22 protein-coding genes are annotated in these 21,283 nt (G+C 68.7%); 4 read left to right on the top strand and 18 right to left on the bottom strand.

From position 1 onward, the window contains the following. Position 1: 1 nt before the first annotated feature. Together ACYQ5L_RS20770 and ACYQ5L_RS20765 are read right to left on the bottom strand one after the other, a co-directional pair. The gene (locus ACYQ5L_RS20770) at positions 2 to 124 is read right to left on the bottom strand and encodes a hypothetical protein (RefSeq protein WP_459959358.1); all 123 of its coding nucleotides are present in this window, start codon (positions 122 to 124) and stop codon (positions 2 to 4) included. A gap of 164 nt (positions 125 to 288) precedes the next feature. Then, positions 289 to 723: a VOC family protein gene (locus ACYQ5L_RS20765; RefSeq protein ID WP_459959356.1), complete on the bottom strand. Its 435-nt coding sequence runs from the start codon at positions 721 to 723 to the stop codon at positions 289 to 291. Positions 724 to 769: 46 nt separating this feature from the next. On the opposite strand from ACYQ5L_RS20765, the gene ACYQ5L_RS20760 reads away from it, so the two are divergent. The 4 genes from ACYQ5L_RS20760 (at position 770) to ACYQ5L_RS20745 (ending at position 4,038) form a co-directional block, all read left to right on the top strand. Beyond that, positions 770 to 1,642: an AraC family transcriptional regulator gene (locus ACYQ5L_RS20760; RefSeq protein WP_459959355.1), complete on the top strand. Its 873-nt coding sequence runs from the start codon at positions 770 to 772 to the stop codon at positions 1,640 to 1,642. An 8-nt stretch (positions 1,643 to 1,650) separates the two neighbouring features. After that, positions 1,651 to 2,769 (top strand): serine hydrolase domain-containing protein, encoded by a 1,119-nt coding sequence (locus tag ACYQ5L_RS20755; RefSeq protein WP_459959354.1) that lies wholly within the window; start codon positions 1,651 to 1,653, stop codon positions 2,767 to 2,769. A 102-nt stretch (positions 2,770 to 2,871) separates the two neighbouring features. Continuing rightward, positions 2,872 to 3,351, top strand: a complete 480-nt coding sequence (locus ACYQ5L_RS20750) for a VOC family protein (RefSeq protein ID WP_459959353.1) — start codon at positions 2,872 to 2,874, stop codon at positions 3,349 to 3,351. A 156-nt stretch (positions 3,352 to 3,507) separates the two neighbouring features. Continuing rightward, entirely contained in the window at positions 3,508 to 4,038 is a 531-nt protein-coding gene (locus tag ACYQ5L_RS20745) for a hypothetical protein (protein WP_459959352.1), read from the top strand. Positions 4,039 to 4,055: 17 nt separating this feature from the next. Here the strand turns inward: ACYQ5L_RS20745 and ACYQ5L_RS20740 are convergent, their stop codons facing one another. The 16 genes from ACYQ5L_RS20740 to ACYQ5L_RS20665 form a co-directional block, all read right to left on the bottom strand. Next, a complete protein-coding gene (locus tag ACYQ5L_RS20740; protein WP_459959351.1) occupies positions 4,056 to 5,276 on the bottom strand; it encodes a sensor histidine kinase in 1,221 nt (406 codons plus the stop codon). A gap of 43 nt (positions 5,277 to 5,319) precedes the next feature. Beyond that, positions 5,320 to 6,156 (bottom strand): ABC-2 transporter permease, encoded by an 837-nt coding sequence (locus ACYQ5L_RS20735; protein ID WP_459959350.1) that lies wholly within the window; start codon positions 6,154 to 6,156, stop codon positions 5,320 to 5,322. Then, positions 6,153 to 7,046: an ABC transporter ATP-binding protein gene (locus ACYQ5L_RS20730; protein WP_459959349.1), complete on the bottom strand. Its 894-nt coding sequence runs from the start codon at positions 7,044 to 7,046 to the stop codon at positions 6,153 to 6,155. The genes ACYQ5L_RS20735 and ACYQ5L_RS20730 overlap by 4 nt, the downstream gene beginning before the upstream one ends. A gap of 81 nt (positions 7,047 to 7,127) precedes the next feature. Next, positions 7,128 to 8,327 (bottom strand): FAD-dependent monooxygenase, encoded by a 1,200-nt coding sequence (locus ACYQ5L_RS20725; protein WP_459959347.1) that lies wholly within the window; start codon positions 8,325 to 8,327, stop codon positions 7,128 to 7,130. Further along, entirely contained in the window at positions 8,324 to 9,721 is a 1,398-nt protein-coding gene (gene accC, locus ACYQ5L_RS20720; protein WP_459959346.1) for an acetyl-CoA carboxylase biotin carboxylase subunit, read from the bottom strand. Before accC ends, ACYQ5L_RS20725 begins: the two co-directional genes overlap by 4 nt. Beyond that, the gene (locus ACYQ5L_RS20715; protein WP_459959345.1) at positions 9,718 to 10,206 is read right to left on the bottom strand and encodes an acetyl-CoA carboxylase biotin carboxyl carrier protein; all 489 of its coding nucleotides are present in this window, start codon (positions 10,204 to 10,206) and stop codon (positions 9,718 to 9,720) included. Before ACYQ5L_RS20715 ends, accC begins: the two co-directional genes overlap by 4 nt. A 25-nt stretch (positions 10,207 to 10,231) precedes the next feature. After that, positions 10,232 to 11,902: an acetyl-CoA carboxylase carboxyltransferase subunit alpha gene (locus tag ACYQ5L_RS20710; protein ID WP_459959344.1), complete on the bottom strand. Its 1,671-nt coding sequence runs from the start codon at positions 11,900 to 11,902 to the stop codon at positions 10,232 to 10,234. Beyond that, positions 11,899 to 12,675 carry an alpha/beta fold hydrolase gene (locus tag ACYQ5L_RS20705; RefSeq protein ID WP_459959343.1) on the bottom strand — a complete coding sequence of 259 codons (777 nt, stop codon included), beginning with the start codon at positions 12,673 to 12,675 and terminating at the stop codon, positions 11,899 to 11,901. The genes ACYQ5L_RS20710 and ACYQ5L_RS20705 overlap by 4 nt, the downstream gene beginning before the upstream one ends. 2 nt (positions 12,676 to 12,677) lie before the next feature. Further along, positions 12,678 to 13,766, bottom strand: a complete 1,089-nt coding sequence (locus ACYQ5L_RS20700; protein ID WP_459959342.1) for a 3-oxoacyl-ACP synthase III family protein — start codon at positions 13,764 to 13,766, stop codon at positions 12,678 to 12,680. Positions 13,767 to 13,799: 33 nt separating this feature from the next. Further along, a complete protein-coding gene (locus tag ACYQ5L_RS20695; RefSeq protein WP_459959340.1) occupies positions 13,800 to 16,136 on the bottom strand; it encodes a beta-ketoacyl synthase N-terminal-like domain-containing protein in 2,337 nt (778 codons plus the stop codon). 35 nt (positions 16,137 to 16,171) lie between these two features. Continuing rightward, complete coding sequence (locus tag ACYQ5L_RS20690) at positions 16,172 to 17,440, bottom strand: beta-ketoacyl-[acyl-carrier-protein] synthase family protein (RefSeq protein WP_459959338.1); 1,269 nt, start codon at positions 17,438 to 17,440, stop codon at positions 16,172 to 16,174. Further along, positions 17,437 to 17,916, bottom strand: a complete 480-nt coding sequence (locus ACYQ5L_RS20685) for a 3-hydroxyacyl-ACP dehydratase FabZ family protein (protein WP_459959336.1) — start codon at positions 17,914 to 17,916, stop codon at positions 17,437 to 17,439. The genes ACYQ5L_RS20690 and ACYQ5L_RS20685 overlap by 4 nt, the downstream gene beginning before the upstream one ends. After that, positions 17,913 to 19,166, bottom strand: a complete 1,254-nt coding sequence (locus ACYQ5L_RS20680) for a beta-ketoacyl-[acyl-carrier-protein] synthase family protein (protein ID WP_459959334.1) — start codon at positions 19,164 to 19,166, stop codon at positions 17,913 to 17,915. Before ACYQ5L_RS20680 ends, ACYQ5L_RS20685 begins: the two co-directional genes overlap by 4 nt. Further along, positions 19,163 to 19,609, bottom strand: a complete 447-nt coding sequence (locus ACYQ5L_RS20675) for a hotdog family protein (RefSeq protein WP_459959332.1) — start codon at positions 19,607 to 19,609, stop codon at positions 19,163 to 19,165. The genes ACYQ5L_RS20680 and ACYQ5L_RS20675 overlap by 4 nt, the downstream gene beginning before the upstream one ends. A gap of 3 nt (positions 19,610 to 19,612) precedes the next feature. Further along, positions 19,613 to 20,011 carry an acyl carrier protein gene (locus ACYQ5L_RS20670; protein ID WP_379193313.1) on the bottom strand — a complete coding sequence of 133 codons (399 nt, stop codon included), beginning with the start codon at positions 20,009 to 20,011 and terminating at the stop codon, positions 19,613 to 19,615. Between the two features lie 147 nt (positions 20,012 to 20,158). Then, the gene (locus ACYQ5L_RS20665) at positions 20,159 to 20,923 is read right to left on the bottom strand and encodes an SDR family NAD(P)-dependent oxidoreductase (RefSeq protein ID WP_459959331.1); all 765 of its coding nucleotides are present in this window, start codon (positions 20,921 to 20,923) and stop codon (positions 20,159 to 20,161) included. Positions 20,924 to 21,283: the final 360 nt, after the last annotated feature.

Genomic DNA, 21,283 nt, shown 5'->3' with positions numbered 1-21,283 from the left:
TTCACCATTCGGCGAACGACCCGTCCTTGTGCTGCCAGACGGGGTTGCGCCAGCGGTGGCCGATCTCGGCGGCGCGCGCGACGGCCTGCTCGTCGATCCGGATGCCCGGACCGGGTTCGCGCAAGAGACCGACATAGCCGTCGCGGTAATCGAAATCCGTGCGATCGACGAGATAATCGAGCAGGTCGGAGCCGGTTTTGTAGTGGATGCCCGGAGGGATTCCTCGCCGACCGTGAGCATTTCGGCTCGGTCGCCGCCCGCCGCGCCCCGCGCGCCTCCGCTACTTGATCAGTCGAGACAGAATTCGTTGCCCTCGATGTCCTGCATGTTCAGGCAGGACTCGTTCTCCTCATCGGCGAGCAGCAATTTCCCGCGCGTGGCGCCGAGCGGGATCAGCCGGGCGCATTCGGCTTCGAGTGCGGCCAGGCGCTCCTCGCCCACCAGCCCGGTGGCGACCCGCACGTCGAGGTGCACGCGGTTCTTGACGACCTTTCCCTCGGGAACACGCTGGAAATACAGGCGCGGGCCCACGCCGGTGGGGTCCATGGCCACGAACCATGCGCCCCGTTTCTCGGGCGGCTGCGCGCGATGGAAGTCGTCCCAGCTGGCGAACTCCTCCGGTGGCGGCGGTACCACGTATCCCAGGACCTCGCACCAGAAACGAGCGACGCGCTCGGGGTCCGCGCAGTCGAAAGTGACTTGGATCTGTTTGACCGATGCCATCGGTCCACCGTAAAGGTGGGATGACTTGTCGTCTAGCCTAATTAGGGTGAGGACTGCGGACATCGGGTGCGATTCGGATGTGGGGTGGGATTTCGCGGGTCCGGCGTACGACGTGCCGCTGGGGGCCAAGCTCATCGGATATCGCCAGGTGGGTGGCGCCGAGCTGGATCTGCGGGTCGCCGCGGCGGCGGCGGTGACCGTGCTGATCGAATTCGGGGACGGCGGGCTGACCATCGAGGATGCGAGCGGGCGGCGAACCGTCGGTGGGTTCGTCGCGGGACTTCCCCTCGAGGCCATGCGCATTCGTGGCGCGCGGGCGCAGTGCATCGAGGTTCGCTTCTCGCCGATGCAGGCGTATGCGCTCCTGGGCATCGCCCCGAGCGATTTGGGCCGCGGCGCTGTGGCGCTCGAGGACCTGTGGGGAGCGCGGGCCGGGCGACTGCGCGAACGGCTTGCCTCCGGCCGGAGCTGGGACGAGCGGTTCGCGGTGACGAAATCGTTCCTGGCGCAGCGTGACAGGCCGATGCGGGCGCCCGATGCGGAGGTCGTCGAAGCCTGGCAGCGCATTATCGGATCCAATGGGCAGGTGAAGATCGGCGGGCTCGCCGAGTCCCTCGGCTGGAGTCACAAGCGGTTGTGGGCCCGGTTCGAATCCCAGATCGGACTGACGCCCAAGCGGGCGGCCATGCTGGTCAGGTTTCGCTCCGCGGTGGACGGTCTGCTGGCGGACCGGCCCGCCGCCGACGTCGCCATGGACTGCGGGTACACCGATCAGGCGCATCTGTGCCGGGACGTATCGATTTTCACCGGCCGCACCCCGAGGGCGCTGACCACGCACTATCTGCCCGCCATCGCCCAGCGCCGGCACCGGGCGTGGGGAAGATTTTTCCAATACTCCGAGGTATCGCCGGGTCGATAGTGGGTGCCGTGACCACCACACTCGATCCCGAGAAATTGCAGACCGCCCTGGAGAACATCCATCACGCGGGCGTCCCCGGCGTCTTCGCCGAGGTGCGCGACAACGACCAAACCTGGAGCGGCGCAGCCGGAGTGGCCGATGTCGCCACCGGCCGCCCCGTCACGACCGCGATGCGGCACCGCGTCGGCAGCCTCACCAAGACCTTCACCGCCGCCGCGGTGCTGCAGCTGGTCGACCAGGGCGACCTCGGCCTGGACGATCCCATCGGCCGCTATCTGCCGGAACTGGTTCCCGGCGACCGCGGCGCGGCGATCACCATCCGGATGCTGATCAACCACACCAGCGGCCTCGCCGAATACCTCCCGTACGCCTACCCGTCCCTCGCGGCCTTCCCCGCCATGGCGAAAACGACCCCGCACAGCCTGCACGACCACCGTTTCACCAGATTCGACCCGGCCGAGCTGATCGCACTGGGCGTCGCGGCGCCCGCCACCGGCGCCCCCGGCGGCGCACCCGGGGTGTACTCGAACACCAACTACCTGCTCCTGGGCCAACTCCTGGAGTCGATCACCGCAATCCCGGCGGCCAAATACATCACCCGCAACGTCATCGAGCGCGCCGGCCTGCAGCACACCGAACTCCCCTCCGACCCGCCCATCAGCGGACCGTACTCCCATCACTACGAGTCCTGGTTCGGCATGATCGACCCCCCGCGTGACTTCAGCATCTACGACATGTCGTTCGTCGGCCCGGCCGCATCACTGATCTCGACCGTCGCCGACCTGAACCGCTTCTACGCTCTCCTGCTGTCCGGAAACATCATCAGCAGCGCATCGCTCGCCCACATGCAGCGCACGGTCCCCGTCATCGCCTTCGACGGCAAGACCCTCGACTACGGCCTCGGCCTCCAGAAGACAACCCTCCCCGGCCACGGCACCTATTGGGGCCACGAGGGTTCGACCTGGGGCGGTGGCGCCATCTCTATGACCCGCGCCGACGGCAACCGCCAACTGTCCCTCGCCGTGAACCTGCAACGCTGGAACCGACTCGACCCCACGGGCAAGCCCCAACCCCACCCCATCGACGCGGCCCTTCACGCCTTCACCCAACTCGTGCTACGCGGCTGACTCGGAGCAGTGAGTCCGGCTATTGTCGATGAGTTTCGGGCGCTTCTTCCGTCTCTACTGGTGGCAATAGCCGGTACCAGCACGAGTAAAGGAATGATTGCGATGAGTGGACTGGGAATCTGTCTGTGGTTCGACAATGAAGGTGAAGAGGCCGCGAAGTATTACACCTCGATCTTCAAGAACTCCAAGATCAATTCTGTCGTTCCGTACGGCGACGCCTTCCCCGGTAAGGCCGGGGAGGTGATGGTCGTGGACTTCGAGATCAACGGTCAGAAGGTCACCGCACTCAATGGCGGGAAGATGGACTGGGCCTTCAATGGGGCCATCTCGCTGATGATCGACTGTGCGGACCAGGCCGAGGTCGATTACTACTGGAACGCGCTCACCGCCGACGGCGGCCAGGAGATCCAATGCGGTTGGCTCACCGATAAATACGGTGTGAGCTGGCAGGTTACGCCCAAGCGCTACTACGAGCTCGCCGACCCTTCGAACCCGGCCCGCGCCGACCGCGTCAACAAGGCTCTGGAATCGATGAAGAAGATCGATCTCGCTGCCCTGGAACGCGCTGCGGCGGAAGAATAATCGCATTCATTTTCACGGAATATCCTCCCGCCGAGGATTATCGCCGCCGCATGATTGCGCCGCGACGCCAATCGCCGTGACAGCCTTCCTTATTGCGCGCAATACTGGAACCGGGGAGCCGGTCCGGTCCTCCGAACATGAGCGCAGGGGGAAATCATGTCGAGGCGACTATGGCTTGTCGTGGCCATGATTACGGCGGCGGTAGCGGTGGGTGGATGCGATACCCGGAAGGAGTGGAGCCGCAGCGCGCCGACGACCACGACCCGGCCCGTCACCACCACGATCAAGCCGACCACCACCACGACAACGCCGCCACCGCTGCTCAATCGCCGTGGCGAGAACGGCCAGATCTTCGTCCAGAGCGGCCTGGTGGGCTCGGGGACGCTGCGCGTCATCAATGACGACGCCAAGGATGTCGCGGTGGTGGTGACCAACGACGATCCCAAGAACCCGCAGGCGACCATGTACGTGCAGGCCAATTCCGAAGCCACCATCAACGGGATCTCCGGCACGTACTCCGTCTACTTGAAGACCGGCACCGATTGGGACGAGGCCACCCTGAGTTTCACCCGCAACCGCGGATTCGAGAAGTTCGACGACCCCTTCGACGAGTGGACCATCTGGTCCCTCGGCCTGAAGCCCACGCCCGACGGCAATGCCACCACGAGCGACGTGCCCGCCTTCTGACTGCGCACGTTACCGGGTCAGGCTTCCCCGGCGGCGTCGGCCGAGCGCGCCGGCTCAGGGGACAGATCCCCACCGTGGAGCGGAAGCACCGCGGCCACCGTGTATTTGCCGTGGCCGTTGGAGCCGGCGTCGAGAGTGCCGCCGAGCATGGTGACGCGTTCGCGCATGCCGAGCAGGCCGTGGCCGGAGCCGGGGGTGGCGGGGGAGCCGGGGGTGTGGGGGTTGTCGACGCGGATTCGGACCTGCTGGGGGGTGATGGTGATGTCGATGGCGACGGGGGAGCCGGGGGCGTGGCGGATGGCGTTGCTGAGGGCTTCCTGGACTATGCGGTAGGACGAGAGGCCCACGCTGGCGGGGGGTTTGGCGGTGTCGCCGGTGATGGTGAGATCGATGTGGGTGCCGCCGGCGCGGACGGAGGCGATGAGATCGGGGATGTCGGGGAGGGTGGGCTGGGGGAGCAGGGTGGTGTCGCCGGTGCGGAGGACGCCGAGGATGTGGCGCATTTCGCCGAGGGCCACGGTGGCGCTGGTGCGGATGGTGGCGAGGCGGGCCTTGGTGCGGGGGTCGAGGTGCGGGTCCTGGTGCTGGGCGGCCTCGGCTTGGATGGCGATGACGGTCATGTGGTGGGCGACCACGTCGTGGAGTTCGCGGGCGATGCGGGCGCGTTCCTCCCACAGGGCGGTGAGCTGGCGCTGGCGTTCGGTGGTGTCGCGTTCGCGGCGCAGGCTGGTGCTGGTGGCGGCCAGGTCGCGCACGGCGATGACCGTGGACAGCACCAATCCGGACACCAGGGCCGCGCCCAGTACGCCCATGGGCCATTCGGTGGGGCGCAGGTAGAGGGCGACGGCGAGGGCGGTCGCGACCGTCGCGGCCCAGGCCACCGCGGCGGCGCGGGCCGTCGCCCGGATCGCGCCGATGCCCAGCACGATGAAGTGGCTGTTGAGGACTGGATCGACCCACAGTTCCACTTCGGTGTCGGTGAGCACCGAGGCGGCGGCCAGGGTGAGCAGCGACAGCGCCCAGCCCGGATACGGAGATCGCGTCGCCACGAAGACCGCGAGGCCCTGCAGGACCGCGAGCCCGACCGCCGCGGGCGCGGCGAGGTCGGTGGACGCGAGCAGGGTCGTGAAGACCACCGCGGCGGCCGCCGCGGCCGCGACGGTGGTCAGCAGCAAGACCTGCCATGGCGCGAGCCGGATGGGCCAGGCCTCCAGCACGCGCGCCGCGATGCTCTTCATACGTCCATCCTTGTCCGTCATGGGTTCTCGCCCGGGCACCTGATCAGGTCAAGTCGCGGTGGCGGACCAGCCACACGGCCGCGAGCACGAAGGCGGGCACGTAGACCGCGAGCGCGGCAACCGCTTCCGGCCAGGACAGCACGTTCAGGACGCCGGGGGTCGTCTCCCCGCCGAGGGTGCGCAGCTCGCCCGCCAGCGAGCCCGCCGCCGAGCCGGGCAGATAGTCGGTCACCGTGCCCGCGCTGCCTAGCAGCTCGCCGAAGAACCGAAGCACGTTCTCCAGCACCAGGACCCACACCAGTCCGAGCCCGACCGCCAGCGCGGGACCGCGCGCCAGGACGCCGATCAGCACGCCCAGCATGGTCCACATGCCGAGAATCACTGTGCCACTGCCGATTCCGGCCAGCGAGCGGCCGAGCGACGGCAGTGTGATCGGCTGGGACTCGACCGCGGCGATGACGGTGGCGACGGTCAGATCCGCGGCGAACGCGCCGAGCACGACGGCGACGGCGACCGTGAGCAGGGCGACCACGGTGCCGAGCAGCGCCGTGACACGCGAAGGGCCTTGGGTGAAGGCGGTTTTCCAGGTGCCCCAGCCGTAGCCGCTGCCGGTGGCGAGCGCGCCCAGGATCAGCATGAGCGCGCCGCCGAACAAGACCGTGCCGCCGACGAATTCCTCCGGCACCACCGCCGGCATCATCTGCGCGAGCAGCTGCTCCGGGGTCTGCTCGGCATCCTCGCCGCCCCCGCCGGAGGTGTAGCTGATGTAGTTGAGCAGATACATGAAGGTCAGATTCAGCGTGAACCACACCACGACCAGCGCCCACAGCACCGGCCACCGGCGCAGCCGCAGCAGTTCGGCTCGGATGCTCTGTCTCATGACACCGCCTCCACGTCCATCGCGGTCATCTCGAAATACGCTTCTTCCAGGGATCGTCCGGTGGTTCGCAATTCATGCAGCTCGGCCCCCGCGTCGATGATCGCCCGCGCGATGCGCGGGGCCGCCTCGGCGCCCGCGTCGATCCGGATCCCGGCCACGGTGGGCGCGGCGTCCGCGCCGATCCCGCGTACCGCAGCCAGGGCGACGTCCTGGGGCTCGGCCTTGACGAGAATCGTGGTGCGGCCCCGCATTTCCGCGACGGTGGATTCGGCGATCAGCTTCCCGTCGTTGATCACGCCGACCCGATCACAGATCTCCTGCACCTCGGCGAGCAGATGGCTGGAGAGCAGAATCGTGTGCCCGGTCCCGGCGAGATCCGTGATCAGCGCCCGCATTTCGGCCATGCCGCCGGGATCGAATCCATTTGTCGGCTCGTCCAGAATCAGCAACTCCGGATCGCCGAGCAAAGCACAGCCGACGCCCAGCCGTTGTTTCATACCTTGGGAATAGGTGCGGAATTTATCGTCGCCGCGCGTCGCGAGACCTACTCGCGCGAGCACGCTGTCGACGGCGGAATCGGGTATTCCGCGGTAGCGAGCCATGACTCGCAGATTGTCCCGTCCGGACAGATAGGGATAGAACCCGGGGCTTTCGATGAGTACACCCAGGCGTGCCAGGGCAGCGGGATCGCCGGGGGCGCGGCCCAGTACACGGGCCGTGCCGCCGGTGGGCTCGATGAGCCCGACCAGCATGCGCAGCGTCGTGGTCTTTCCCGCGCCGTTCGGACCGAGGAAACCATAGATTTCCCCGGCCCGCACGGTGAGGCTCACATTGTCGACGGCTACTTTTTCGTCATAACTCTTGGTCAATGATTCGGTGACCACGATCATGGGAACAACGGTATATTTCGCACCGTCCGAACACATCCCGCGCGAGAGGGATATCCCGGCGTAGCCCTCAGGAGGGATGCGCTATTCCACCGGATGCGGCAGCGACGGCACCTCGACTCGGAATTCATTGTGCATGCGCGCGACCTGTTGTTTGCCCACGACCGTCTTCATCATCAGATCCCGCGCCTTGGTCGCCGCATAGCTCTCCCAGGAGGAGATGGTGCCGATCTTCCACGACGCCTTCTGCAGCGCCTCGGTTTCCGGCCGCCGCGCCGCCTCATAGGCCGCCAGCGCCCGGCCCAGCGCCGCCCGATCGCGCAGATCGATCGGCAGAATCCGGCCGGCGAGCACGATGGCGTCCACAATGCCCTCGCTCGCGCCGCGGCCCAGATTGGGCGTGACCGCGTGCACCGAATCCCCGAGGAACACGATCCGGCCCGAACTCCACGCCGGCATCGGCCCCAGCGCCCGGACGCCGTGGTGCAGCATCACCTCCGGCGGTGTATCGGCGATGAGCTTCCGCACCGGTTCCGGGAAGACCTCGAACCGGCGCACCAGATCCTTCTTGACGACCTCGTTCGATTCGTCCAGCGACAGCGTCGGCGTCGCCAGCCCCGCGACCCAGAAGATGTGGTTGTTGCCGCAGTCCTTGATCACGATGCGATTGCCCCGGCCGAACAACAGCGTGAACCTGTTGGCCCCGAACGGCGGCTCGTGCTGCGCCACCGCGTGCACCAGACGGTAACCGGCCGTGCGGAGTTCGACCTGCGGGAAGATCTTCTGACGCGTCTGGGAGTTGATGCCGTCGGCCGCGATGAGCAGCTCCGCGCGCTCCACCCGACCGTTCTCGAACGTCACGGTGACGCCCTCGGCATCCTGTTCGACGCTGACCGCACGATGATTGAGATGGATCGGCCCCAGATCCGGTGACCCGGCCAGCGTTTCGATCACATCCGACCGCCGGATCATGACCGGCAGTGGCGCACCGTACATCTCGGCCAGCTCCGCCAGCGGCGCGTGATAGAGCGGCGTGCCGTTCTGATTGAAGAACTGCTGGCGATGCACCTCCGCCCCGCGCCGCCGGATCTCGTCGGCGAGCCCCAGTTCGGCGAACGCCTTCATGCCCTTGACCCAGATCTGCAGCGAGGCGCCGACCGTGCCGAAGGCGGGCGCCTGCTCGAACAGGGGCGCCACGATCCCGACCCGGCGCAGCGCGATGCTGGCGCTGAGCCCGCCGATGCCGCCGCCGAGAATGATCACGCGGCCGTTCGATGTGGTCATGTGCGCTCCTGGTGTGTGCGGGTGATGCGGTTCACGAAGTCGAGATCGAAATCGCCGGAACGGAATTCGGGATCGGCCAGAATCGCGTCGCGATGGAATCCGGCGCAGGTGGTCAGCCCCGGACCGGTCAGCACGAGCTCGTCGAGGGCCCGGGTCATGCGATCGATCGCGGCGGTGCGATCCGCGGCCCAGACGATGACCTTGGCCAGCATGGCGTCGTAATAGGGCGAGACCGACATGCCCTCCTCCAGATGGCTGTCCACCCGCACCCAGGGCCCCGCGGGCGGGCGGTAGCTGCCGACACGCCCCGTCGAGGGCGCGAAATCGCGCGCCGGATCCTCGGCATTGATCCGGCATTCGATGGCGTGCCCGCGCAAGACGATGTCGGACTGCCGAATCCGCAGCGGCAGCCCCTGCGCCACGCGCAGCTGTTCGGCCACCAGATCCAGCCCGGTCACCATTTCGGTGACCGGATGCTCGACCTGCAGACGCGCGTTCATCTCCATGAACCAGAACCCGCCGTCGCGATCCAGCAGGAACTCCATGGTGCCCGCGCCCTCGTATCCGACCGAGCGCGCCCCGGCCACCGCGGCCGCGCCGATAGCGGCGCGCTGGGCGTCATCCAATGCGGGCGAGGGCGATTCCTCGAGCAGCTTCTGATGCCGGCGCTGCACCGAGCAATCGCGTTCACCCAGATGCACGACATTGCCGTGCCGGTCGGCGAGGATCTGCACCTCGATATGGCGGGCGCCCTCGAGATAGCGCTCCACGTACAGACTGCCGTCGCCGAAGGCCAGGCTGGCCTCGGTCTGCGTCCTGCGATAGGCGTCCGCGATCTCCTCGCGCGCGCGGACCACCCGCATACCGCGACCGCCACCGCCGGCGGCCGCCTTGAGGATGACCGGATACCCGATGCGGTCGGCGATCTCCTCGGCTTCCTCCGCCCCGCTCAGCGTCGCGGTGGTGCCCGGCAGCAGCGGCAGCCCCGCCGCGCTCATGAGCGCCCGCGTCACCGCCTTGTCGGCCAGGCTGGCCATGGTCTCCGGCGACGGCCCGACGAAGACCAGGCCCTCTTCGGCGCACACCGACGCGAAATCCGAGTTCTCGGAGAGGAATCCGTATCCGGGATGCACGGCGTCGGCGCCGGTGCGCAGGGCGGCGCCGATGACATTGGGAATGTTGAGATAGCTGCGGCCCGGTTCCGGCGGTCCGATGCACACCGCGTCGTCGGCCAGCCGGACCGGCAGCGTATCGGCGTCGGCGGTGGAATAGACCACCACACTGCGCATTCCGAGCTCCCGGCAGGCCCGCACGACCCGCAGCGCGATCTCGCCGCGATTGGCCACCAGGACGGTCTTGATCGGCCGCTCGCTGTCGGCCACGGCCTCGGTCATGACGCGATCTCCATGCGCGCGGGTTCGCCCGGCTCCAGCAGGATCAGGCGCTGCCCGTACTCGACCACATCACCATCGGCGGGCAGGATCGCCACGACCCGTCCCGCACCGGGTGCGGTAATGCGGTTCATCAGCTTCATGGCCTCGACGATGGCGACGACCTGGCCTTCCTCCACGTAATCGCCCGGCGCGACGAAGGGTTCGGCCCCCGGCTCGGGAGCGCGGAAGAAATGCCCGACCAGCGGCGATTCGATGGCGAGGGTCGAGGTGTCGTCCTCCTCGCCCGCCGGGGACGCGGCGGGGATCCGGTCGGGGCGCGGGGCGGGGGCGGCGAAGTCCTCGGCCCATTCGATTTCGAGGTCGTACTCCCCGGCGCGGATCCGCAGCCGGCGCGGCTGCGGATCCAGGTCGGCGACCATGCCGCGCACCTCGCGGATCATGTGGCTCAGCGATTTGTCCGTGGTCAGCGATTTGTCGGTACTCATCGGTGTTCTCCAATCGACAGGTTTGTCATGATCCGAATTCGCGGAACTTGCGGTACCTCGCGTCGACGAGGTCGGGGCCGGGCACGGCGCAGAGCCGGTCCAGCGCATGGGCGAGCGCCGCCCGCAGGTCGGCGGCCATGGTGACGATGTCGGGCCCGGCGGCGTCCGGCTCCGGAATGACGCCGTCCACGATGCCGAGCCGAAGCAGTTCGGCCGCAGTGATTTTCAGCGCCTGGGCGGCCTCCGACGCGGCGCTGCGGCTGCCCCACAGGATGGCGGCGCAACCCTCGGGACTGATGACGGAGTAGTAGGAGTTCTCGAACATCAGCACGGTGTCGGCGACGCCGAGGGCGAGCGCGCCGCCGCTGCCGCCCTCACCGGTGACGACGGCGATGATCGGCACCGGCAACCGGCTCGACTCCATGATCGCCTGCGCGATGGCGCCGGCCTGCCCGCGTTCCTCGGCGCCGACGCCGGGATAGGCGCCCGGCGTATCGATCAGGGTGATGATCGGCATGCCGAATTTCGCCGCGTGCCGCATGAGCCGCAGGGCCTTGCGGTAGCCCTCCGGCTCCGGCATGCCGAAGTTGCGGGCAATGGATTCCCTGGTGTCGCTGCCCTTTTCGTGACCGATCAGCATGACCGTGCGGCCGCCGAGGGTGGCCGGGCCGCCGACCAGGGCCGTGCTGTCGGCGAACATCCGGTCACCGCGCAGCTCCAGGAAGGAGTCGAAGGCGACCGCCGCGAAGCTCAGCGTGGTCGGCCGCTCGCGTTCGCGGGCGATCTTGACCGTCTCCGCCGCCGGGCGCGCGGTCACGGCATCCGGGTCGGTGATCGCCACCGGCGGCACCCGCGGACCATGGGCTGGTCTCGACGTATGTGCGGCGACGACTTTCGCCAGGTACGACCGCAGTTGCGCGCGCGGCACGACCGCGTCGAGCAGCCCGTGCTCGAGCAGGAATTCCGCGGTCTGGAATCCGGGCGGCAGATCCTCGCCGATGGTCTCCCGGATCACGCCGGGCCCGGCGAACCCGATGAGCGCGCCCGGCTCGGCCACCAGTACGTCACCGAGCATGGCGAAGGAGGCGGTGACCCCGCCGAAGGTGGGATCGGTCAGCAGGCATACCACCAGCAGACCTTCCTCGTGCATGCGGGCGATGGCCTGGCTGGTCTTGGCCATCTGCATGAGCGAGATGCTGCCCTCCTGCATCCGCGCGCCACCCGACGCGCACACGAGCAGCAGCGGAAGTCGTTGCTCCAGAGCGAACTCCGCGGCGCGGGTGATCGCCTCACCGACGGCGGCGCCCATGGAACCGCCCATGAAACCGAACTCCATGACCGCGGCCACCAGCGGCGCGCCGTCGATCGTGCCCACCCCGAAGAGCGCGGCATCGCGTTCGCCGGTCTTGGCGCGCGCCTGCTCGATCCGCTGCCGGTAGGGCTTGTGATCGCGGAATTCGAGCACATCGCGAGTCTCGATATCGTCGTAATCGCCTGGCACCCAGGAGCCTTCGTCGAGCAGCAACGCCAGCCGCCGCCGCGCGCCGATGCGCAGGTGATGCCCGCAGCGGGCGCACACCTGCAGGTTGCGCTCCAACTGCGGCTTGTACTGGTACTCCCCGCAGGACGGGCACTTCATCCAGGTGATTTCCTGGTCGCTGCCGCTTCTGCCGACAGCGTCGATCAATTCGGTCATCGGACTTCTCCGTTCAGCTCTGAGTTGTGCACCCGCTGCGCGATGAACTCCCGCAGCGCGTCGGCGACGGGACCCGGCGCGTCCGCGTGCACGGCGTGACCCGCGCCCGGCACGAAGACATGCGAGCCGTCCGCCAGCCGCGACAGCGCGCGAGGCACGTGCGCGGGCGCCATGAGCGCGCCCGCGGCCGGATCGCCCTGGATGAGCAGCACCGGGCAGCGGAGCCGGGACAGCATCTCGTCGGGATCCTGCTCGCGCTGGTTGCGGCCTTCCACCCAGCGCTGGTTCAACTCCGGGTCCGCCAGGCGCAGCGATACCGCGATCGAGCGCATGGCATGGTTCGGATTGGCGTAGGGGATCATGGCGTCGCGCTGGTCCTGGCTGAGCCGGTACAGGGCGGAGTCCACGATGACCACGCCCCGCACCTGCTCCGGCCGGGCCGCGGCGACCATCGCCGAGATCCAGCCGCCCATGGAATGTCCGACCAGCACCACCGGCCCGGCCACCACCTCGGCGAGGAACTGCTCGATATCTGCGGCGAAATCGGCCAGCGCGTAATGGCCGGCGACCCAATCGGATCGGCCGTGCCCGCGCAGATCGGGCGCGTAGATATTCCAGCCGGGTCCCAGGGTGCGCACCAGCAGCCGGAAGGTCTGCCAGCGTGCGCCCAGCCCGTGCAGCAGGCACAGCGTGGGTCCGCCGTCCCCGCTGACATGGGCGTATTCGAGCGTTCCCGCGCGGGTGCGGAAGCGGCCCGATGCGATGGCCGTCATGGTCAGGCCCAGACCAGGGTCATGCCGGCGTACTTCCATTTGCTGGTCTCGATGGCCAGCAGGATGACCGTGTCCCCGGCCCGGATCCGGCCGGTGCGCGCGGCCTCGTCCAGGGCCAGCGGCACCGCCGCCGAACCGGTGGCGCCGACCCGCTCGATGTTCTCGTACACCTTGTCGCGCAAGGCGAGCCACTCGTCGGTGAGCAGCCCGGCCGCCTCCAGTTCGCTGGTCATATACCCGGCATTGCCCTCCGGCACGACCCACAGCGCGATGTCCTCGGCCGCAAGGTCACTGGCCCGCAGCAGGTCCCGCAGCGATCGGGTGATCATGTGCGGGATGTACTTTCCGGATTCGACGACGTCGACCTTGAGGTCCAGCAGTCGTTTGGCCTGCTGCTGTTCATGCTGCGGTGCGTGGGTCGAGCCGCCGATGACCTGCATGCCCGGCTTCTTGGCGCCGCCCATCGTCAGGATGGAGGAGCCGAGCACACCGGAGCGCGAATCCGGCGCGGCCTCCTCGGCGCGCAGCACGATCGCGCCCGCGCCGTCACCGAAGGTGTAGGCCACCAACCGATCCCGCATCCGGATCCGCTCCGGATCGATACCGCGGTACATGGGGACCAGCAGGGGTGAGATGGCTTCACTACCGATCACCAGCGCGGTGCGGAAGGCCCCGCGCTCCAGATAGCCCCGTGCGATATCGGCGGCTTCGACGAAACCCGCACAGCCGGACCGGACTTCGATGGTGGCGCACTCGTCGATGCCGAGCCGCTGCTGGACATAGGTGACCGCGGGCGGCAGCAGATGCTCCGGGCTGGCCGTCGACATGACGATCAGATCGACCTCGCCCGGCTCCATCCCGGCCCGCTCGAGGGCCGCCGAAGCGGCCCCCGCGGCCATCTCCGAGTTGGTCACCAGGTGTTCGCCGGTCTCCGGATCGATCATCCAGTGCCGCTCCTTGACCTGGATGCCCTCGAGGATGTCCTCGGGCACCGGGCCGAGCAGCGCCTCGACCTGTTTGTTGTCGATGGCGTCGCCGTGCAGGTAGCTGCCGGTGCCCACGATCCGGGCGGAGAATACGTTCGTTGCCATATCCGTTGTCGTCCTTCGTATCTCGATCAACCGTCAGCTCACCGGCGCCAGCACGATGCTGAAATGGGTGCCGCCGAGCGAGGAGCTGTTCACCAGCACGGCGCCGGGCCGGGTGCGGCCCGGGTGGAATGCGGCCAGCGCCGCCGCCAGCAGCCCGCCCACGCCGATCTGCTCGCCGAGCGCCCGCTTGGCGGCAATGCGCTCCGGACCGCCGTCGCCGAAAACCCGCCGCAGGGCCCGCTGTTCGGGGGCGTCGACGGCGAGCAGCCCGACCTCGTTCGTCCACACCTGCGTGATATCGGCGACGGTCAATCCGGCGCTCTCGATGGCCGTCCGCATGGCGCGCTCCATGCCCGCACCGCTCGGATCGGTGCGGCCGACGCCGAGCGCATCGGAGGCGGCGGCGTGCCCGAGCACCTCGGCGTACACGGTGGCGCCGCGGCGGCGGGCATTGTCGTAGCTCTCCAGGACGACGGTCGCCGCACCCTCGGCCAGGGCGAACGAATCCTGTGCTCCCATGGGCAGACCCAGACGCTGATAACCGCGCGCCACCAGTGGGGTGATGGTGTCCGCCGCGGTGGCCAGGATGGCGGTCGCACGCCCGACCGACACCAGGTCGTAGCCGTAGCAGAGGGCGTTGGCGCCCGCCGCGTGACCGGCGGTGACCGTCGAGGTCGGCCCGAGCGCACCGAGCAGGGTGGCGACGCTGCCGGCGGCGGCGTTGTACACCGTGTTCGGGAACACGGCGGGATTGGCCGCCGCCGCACCCTCCTCGCGCAGCGGCCGGACGAACTGCTCCATGGCCTGCATCGGCCCGAGCCCGGTGCCGAAGACCACGCCGACCTGATCGAGATCCTCCGAGATCAACTCGGCGCCGGCGGTTTCCAGCGCCTGGCTCGCCGCGAAGGTGGACAGCAGCCCGAGCCGGTCCATCCGGCGGGCCTCCCGGCGCGTGAGGTGATCGCTCGGATCGGCCTCGATCAGGCCGAGCCGCATGCCGTCCGCGAGGCGCGCGCAGTCGCGGCCCTCGGCGATCGCGCTCAGCGCCGCCTGCACGCCGATACCGGCCGCGCCGACCGCGCCCGCGCCCGTCACCACCACCCGGGTCGACCGCACCGCCGGCCGCGCGCCCGCGGCCGGGCGGTCCGCGAAGACCACGCTCGCATTCGCGCCCGCGAACGCGAAGTTATTGGAAATCGCGGTGTGCGCCCTCGCGATTCGAGGCTCGACGGGAATATGGTCGAGCACGCACTCCGGATCGGGCCGCAGCAGGTTCGCCGTCGGCGGCAGCACGCCATTGCGCAGCGCGCCGACGGTGATGATGGCCTCCACCGCGCCCGCGGCGCCGAGCAGATGCCCGATCATGGACTTGGAACTGCTCACCGGCACCGCATCGGCCGCGTCGCCGAGGGCCAGCCGCGTCGCCTTGGCCTCGGCGCTGTCATTGCGCGGAGTGCCGGTGCCGTGGCTGTTGATGTAGCCGATATCGCTGTCGCGCAGTCCCGCCCACTCGATGGCGGACCGAATGGCGCGCGCCGCGCCCGTCCCGTCGGGGCGCGGCGCGGTCGGGTGATAGCCGTCCGCGGACAGCCCGTAACCGCGCACCTCACAGAGCGCTTCGATATCGGCGGCCGCCGCCAGATCGGCGCGCGCCAGCACCAGCATGCCGCTGCCCTCGCCGAGCGAGAGCCCGGTGCGCTTGTCCTGGTACGGTGCGGCCGGTGTCGGCGACAGCGAACCGAGCGAGTTGAAGCCCGCGTACGCCACATCCGACAGCGCATCGGTCCCGCCGGCGAGCACGATATCGGCGCGGCCGAAGGCGATGAGGTCGGCGGCGTAGCCGATCGCATTCGCCCCCGCCGCACAGGCGGTATTGACCGACAGCACCGGCCCGGCGCACCGGAAGTGCGCCGCCAGCGACTCGGCAATGGCCTGCGGCGGACCGTACATGGCCAGTTCCGCGGCGCCGTCGCCGCTGCCGTCGCCCAGCCATTCGAGGGTGCTCAGCAGCCCGGCATTGCAGGTGCCGAGCACGATGGCCCGCCGCTCCGGCTCCACCTCGGCGATCAGCGCGCCGGCCGCGTCCATGGCCTCGGTGGCGGCGGCGAACGCGAAATCGAAAGCGCGATCCCGGAATCCGCCCACCTCGGCGGCGACCGGCGACGGCGGCACGGGGGAGCGCACCTCACCGCCGATCCGGGTGCGATAGCCATCCATCGGCAGGTGTTCCACCGGACGGATGGCGACATGGCCGGTGCTCACGCCGTCCCACAGCGCTTTGGCCGTATCACCCTGCGAGGTCACGGCGCCGACGGCGACGACGACAACGGTCTGCAGCGGTGTCTGCGCGAAATCTTCTCGTTTCTGCACGGGGGCACTCCTGTTCATATCGAGACCTGCCGATCTCAGAGGCGCTTCAAGGCCAGCGCCGCGGCCTGGCCATTGAGGCCGCGGCCGACCGCGAGGCTGTAGTCGGAGCGCAGTTCGCGCGCCGTGCCGGGGACCCAGTCGAGATCGCAGTCCGGGGCGGCGTTTTCCAGGTTCAAGGTCGGCGGCACCGCGCCCTCGCGCAGCGCCGCGGCGGCCAGGGCGGTGTTCAACGACCCTGCGGCGGACAGCAATTGGCCGACCGCGGGTTGCACGCTGCTCGCCAGCACGGTGTCCGCGCCCGCGCCCAGCGCGCTGCGCAGGGCCCGCGCCTCCGCGGCGTCGGCCCGCGGAACGGCCGCACCGTCGGCCGCCACGTAACCGATATCGGCGCCACCGATTCCGGCTTCCCGCAGCGCCTTCCGGACGGCGGTGGCCAGCGCGGACCCGTCGCCCCAGATCTCGCCCGGCGCCACGGGTTCCCAGCCGCCGCCGAAGCCGACGATCTCCGCGTAGGGTTCGGCGCCGCGCGCGGCGGCCGCCGCGTACTCCTCGAGGACGAGCACGCACGCCCCTTCGCCGAGCACCGTGCCGGTGGCGTTCCGGTCGTAGGGCCGCACGGCGGCGGGGTCCTCGCGATCGGTGAGCAGGGCGGTGCGGTCCAGCTTGGACATGCACCACCATGAGATGCCGTCGTCGAAGGCGCCCGCGACAGCGATACCGGTCTCGCCGCGCGCGATGGCGCGGTAGGCGTTGCCGATGGCGCTGATGCCGGCGTCCGCGGCGCCGGACTGGAAGGCGCTGGGACCGGCGAAGCCGTATTCCTCGGACAGGAAGTACATTTCGGCGGACGGCAGGCCCTCGACGAAGAAGAGGGGGTACATCCCCGCCGCGGCCCGGCCGAGCCGGTCGATATCGACCGACCCGTCGGGGTTGCGCGCCTCGATGGTCGGCTCCATGACCGGCAGCGGATCGGAGATCTGATTCTCGCTGGCCAGATAGGCCCCGACCATATCGTTGCCGGGTGTCGTCGGATCGATGCCCACCTCATCGGTGGCGAGCCGCAGCGCAGCATGCCCCATCTGATTCGCCCGCGTCATGAGACGCAGCGATTTCCGGTTCCGCACAAAGGGTTTCGCATCGAAATCGAGAATCTCGGCGCCGTAGGTGGTGCGCAGCGAGGACGGGTCGTAGCCGGCGATGCGGCGCACGGCGCTGTGCCCGGCGAGCAGGGCCTTCCAGGTCTGGGTGAATCCGATTCCGAGGGGCGACACCGCCCCGATGGCGCTGATGACAACGCGGTTCATGGGTTTTCCTTCCCTCGACCCGAGTCGTGGGTCATGGTGAGCTCACGCGCGAGCACCACCACGGTGTCCGCACAGGTGATCCGGCCGGACAACCGCGCGTGCGCGTCCTCGCGGGCACGAAGGTCCACCTCCAGCCGGAGCTGGTCGCCGGGGCGCACATAGTGGCGGAACTGCATTCGGCGCGCGCCGGTGAGCTGCCACCGCCCGCCGGCGGTGGCAGCCAGCAGGGTGCCGGCGAGATTCGCCAGCCCGTGCATCATCAGGACGCCGGGCAGGACCGGGAAGCGCTGGAAATGGGTGTCGAACACGGTCAGCGTGTGCGGCACATTCGCCCGCGCGACCGCGCGGGTCCCGATGTGCAGCTCGACGATCCGATCCAGGCACAGACCGCCCGCCAGGGCGAGCGCATCGGGCGGCACCCGCAGCCCGGTGCCGCCGTCCCAGCGCGGCGCGGTCTCGATGGCGTCGACACTCATGGCGCCTCCACCACCAGCGAGGCGTTGGTGCCGCCGAAGGCGAACGAATTCACCAGCGCGACAGACAGATCCGCCTCCCGCGCGTGATTCGGGACGTAGTCCAGATCGAGCTTGGGATCGGGTTCCTCGTAGTTGATGGTCGGCGACACCAGGCCGGACTCGAAGCCGCACAGCGCGGCCAGCAGGTTCAGCCCGCCCGCGCCGGCGGTCAGGTGCCCGGTCATGGACTTGGGCGAGGTGACCAGCAGCTCGTAGGCGTGCGCGCCGAACACCTTCTTGATGGCCGCGGTCTCGGAGATGTCGTTGCCGTGGGTGCTCGTGCCGTGCGCGTACACGCAGTCCACGGTGTTCGGATCCACGCCCGCATCGGTGAGGGCATTGGCCATGGCGGTGATGGATCCGCCGCCGTCGGGCGGGGAATCGGTGATCCGGTAGGCGTTCATGGTCGCGGCATATCCGGTGAGCCGTGCGAGAATTCGCGCGCCGCGCGCCTCGGCCATCTCCCGGTTCTCCAGCACCACCAGCACCGAGCCCTCGCCGAGCACGAAACCGTCCCGGTTGGCGTCGAAGGGCTTGGAGGCCTTGGTCGGATTGTCGTTGTACTTCGTGGTCAGCGCGCCCAGCAGGGTGAACCCGGTGACGTCGAGCCAGGTGGTCAGGGAGTCCTGCCCGCCCGCTACGGCCATGGTGATCTCACCGGCCTGGATGCGGCGGAAGGCCTCGCCGATGGCGTGGGTCGCCGACGCGCACGCGGTGCTGATGCCGCTCATCGGCCCGCGGCAGTCGCCCACCTCGGCAATGGCGGACAGGTCGACGCCCTGATCGCAGCGCCAGGTGCTCTCCGGATCGCGGCGATAGATGACCGCGCCATCGGTTTCGCGGCGCAGGCGCCCGGTTTCGGCCAGTTCGGCGGCTTCGGGCCGGCCGACGTGGCCGCCTACGAACACGCCCCGGTCCGCCGGATCGTGCGTTTCGATGTCACCCGCCTGCACCAGCGCTTCCGCCGCGGCGACCACACCGAATCCGCCCGCCCGGGTGAGCAGGTCCCAGCGCTGCGTGCGCAGCAGGTGCGGTGCGGGGGCCAGACCGCGCACCATGCCGGCGATCTGCACGACGAACGAGCTGGGATCGAAGGTCTCGATCCGCCCGACCCCGCTGCGGCCCTCGGTCAGCGCGGACCAGGTGTCCGCCACCGTATTTCCCACCGGGGTCACCGCACCGATGCCCGTGATGACTACCTCGTTGTTCATGGTTGGTTCCCGCTTCGCAGTAGTTCTTCGCGGCCGCGCACGGAGTCGAGATCCTCGAGCGTCTCGGCGTCCACCAGCGCGCACATGAGGTCCTCGACCTCCACGACGATCCGATCGCCCACCCGCAGCTGTCCGGACAGCACGATCGTGTCTCCGGCCGAACGGATTTCGGCCGTGGCGACCACATCGTCGCCGGGATGCACGCGCGAGCGCGCCGTCACCGCACCCACCGACAGCAGCACCGCTCGGTGCTTGCGGTCGGTGCTCAGATAGACCAGCCACGCCGCGCTCTGGGCGAGCACCTCGAGCTGGATGGGCACCGGCATGTGACTGCCGTGATCATCTGTGGCCCAATAGGGTTCGCTGGAACTGGTGAACTTGACCGCCTCGATCCGAGCCCAGGGCTCGACCGTGTCGATGCGGTCGACCAGATGGAATCGCATGGCTCAACTCGCCGCGGGCACGTGCTGTTCGACCATATTCGCCAGGTTGCGCACGGTGAACAGGCTCATCACGTCCTCGGCGGGCAGTTTGCCGCTCAGCTCCGCCGGATCGATCTGCGGCATCACCTTTTCCAGCTGCGCCAGCCCGATATCGGAGACGAGGCCGTCGTCGGTGCCGAACTGCTCGTCCGGAATACCGCCCTGGATGCGCTCGCTCAGTTCATTGGTGGTGATCTTGACGCCGAGGCGGCGCTCGATCCGGAACAGGATGTCGAGCAGATCGATCGACTCCGCGCCGACCTCCCCGAACAGCGTCGCATCGGCGCCGACCTCGTCGACATCCAGAGCGACGGCCTCGGCGACGATTTCGCGGACGGTGTCGATGACACTGGTTTCGGACATGGTTGTACCCCTTATCGGTGATGGATCGTTCGCACGGTTCGATGTGCGCGATCGCCGGAACTCCGCGCGCCCATCCGGCGGCGGAACGAAATCGGTTGCGCCCTCGTGATTTACGAGTGGCGTACCGGGTGTGGGTAATGGCGCCCGCTAGCGGCGGGCGTTCTTCTTGAGTGGTTTGCCGAGCATGAGGACGCCGCCGCTCATGCCGTCGATCGGTATGGTCGCGCCGCTGAGGTGCTCGGAGTGCGGCGCCGCCAGGAACGACACCAGCTCCGCGACCTCATCCGGCCTGGTGGCGCCCGAGATGGGCACCTGGCCGAGCACGCCGTCGCCCGCGCTCGCGGTGAGCACGTCGGCGATCAGCTCGGTCTCCACGAATCCGGGTAGCACGGCGTTAACTCGAATCCCGAATCGAGCGAACTCGAGCGCCGATGCCCGAGTGAAAGAGTTGATCGCGGCCTTCGAGGCGGCATAGGCGGAGGCGCCGATCCAGGCGCGTTCACCCATGACCGAGGAGACGTTCACAATCGCCGCGCCGTCCTGCCGCGCGAGCGCGGCGCAGGCGGCCCGGGTGCCATTGAAGACGCCTCCGAAATTGACCCGCATGACGTCGAGCCAATCGCTGTCCGTCATCTTCATGATCAGTTGATTGCGGGTGATGCCGGAATTGTTGACAAGGATGTCGAGGCGTCCGGCATTCGCCAGCACCTCCGCGACGATCGCTTCCGCGTCGTCGTAGTCGGAAATATCGCCGCGGACCGCGATGGCTTTTCCACCATCGCGCTCGATCTGCTCGACGACTTCTCGGGCGGCCGCTTCGCCGCGAAAGTAGTGAACGGCGACGAATGCGCCGTCCGATGCGAGCCGGCGGCAAATTGCGCGCCCGATCCCACCCGATCCACCGGTGACCAAAGCGGCTCTGCCTGAATGACTTGCTGACATAAGAGCCCTCCCCAGGGGTCAGCTACGGAAAGGTGGCACAGTACGGATCGGACGATCGCATCCACACTTTCCGAAACCGATGATCCATTGCGAATTAAGGTGCTGCAACCGGATAAAACGTGACGCTCGTCACAGGAATCAACCGATCGCGGGCGATGAATTCACCAGCGCTGCTTGGCATCTCATTGTTCCCGCCGGTGCGACGGCGCTGGTAGCCGACAGTATCGGGGGCAAATCGCGCGCACCGGCGAAAGCCGTGGTCCCGTGCTCGGCGCCGACGATCGCGAACCACTGCGATACCTGAAATTCACCGAGTTGTATCAAGGGCCA

The sequence above is a fragment of the Nocardia sp. IFM 10818 genome, from assembly GCF_054655275.1.
The sequence above is the reverse complement of the archived record's forward strand: the minus strand, read 5'-3'. Positions and strand labels throughout refer to the sequence as shown.

Coding starts and splice junctions, on each gene's coding strand:
- ACYQ5L_RS20765 (WP_459959356.1), bottom strand. CDS start 723: ATGGCATCGGTCAAACAGATCCAAGTCACTTTCGACTGCGCGGACCCC.
- ACYQ5L_RS20750 (WP_459959353.1), top strand. CDS start 2,872: ATGAGTGGACTGGGAATCTGTCTGTGGTTCGACAATGAAGGTGAAGAG.
- ACYQ5L_RS20745 (WP_459959352.1), top strand. CDS start 3,508: ATGTCGAGGCGACTATGGCTTGTCGTGGCCATGATTACGGCGGCGGTA.
- ACYQ5L_RS20740 (WP_459959351.1), bottom strand. CDS start 5,276: ATGAAGAGCATCGCGGCGCGCGTGCTGGAGGCCTGGCCCATCCGGCTC.
- ACYQ5L_RS20735 (WP_459959350.1), bottom strand. CDS start 6,156: ATGAGACAGAGCATCCGAGCCGAACTGCTGCGGCTGCGCCGGTGGCCG.
- ACYQ5L_RS20730 (WP_459959349.1), bottom strand. CDS start 7,046: ATGATCGTGGTCACCGAATCATTGACCAAGAGTTATGACGAAAAAGTA.
- ACYQ5L_RS20725 (WP_459959347.1), bottom strand. CDS start 8,327: ATGACCACATCGAACGGCCGCGTGATCATTCTCGGCGGCGGCATCGGC.
- accC (WP_459959346.1), bottom strand. CDS start 9,721: ATGACCGAGGCCGTGGCCGACAGCGAGCGGCCGATCAAGACCGTCCTG.
- ACYQ5L_RS20715 (WP_459959345.1), bottom strand. CDS start 10,206: ATGAGTACCGACAAATCGCTGACCACGGACAAATCGCTGAGCCACATG.
- ACYQ5L_RS20710 (WP_459959344.1), bottom strand. CDS start 11,902: ATGACCGAATTGATCGACGCTGTCGGCAGAAGCGGCAGCGACCAGGAA.
- ACYQ5L_RS20705 (WP_459959343.1), bottom strand. CDS start 12,675: ATGACGGCCATCGCATCGGGCCGCTTCCGCACCCGCGCGGGAACGCTC.
- ACYQ5L_RS20700 (WP_459959342.1), bottom strand. CDS start 13,766: ATGGCAACGAACGTATTCTCCGCCCGGATCGTGGGCACCGGCAGCTAC.
- ACYQ5L_RS20690 (WP_459959338.1), bottom strand. CDS start 17,440: ATGAACCGCGTTGTCATCAGCGCCATCGGGGCGGTGTCGCCCCTCGGA.
- ACYQ5L_RS20685 (WP_459959336.1), bottom strand. CDS start 17,916: ATGAGTGTCGACGCCATCGAGACCGCGCCGCGCTGGGACGGCGGCACC.
- ACYQ5L_RS20680 (WP_459959334.1), bottom strand. CDS start 19,166: ATGAACAACGAGGTAGTCATCACGGGCATCGGTGCGGTGACCCCGGTG.
- ACYQ5L_RS20675 (WP_459959332.1), bottom strand. CDS start 19,609: ATGCGATTCCATCTGGTCGACCGCATCGACACGGTCGAGCCCTGGGCT.
- ACYQ5L_RS20670 (WP_379193313.1), bottom strand. CDS start 20,011: ATGTCCGAAACCAGTGTCATCGACACCGTCCGCGAAATCGTCGCCGAG.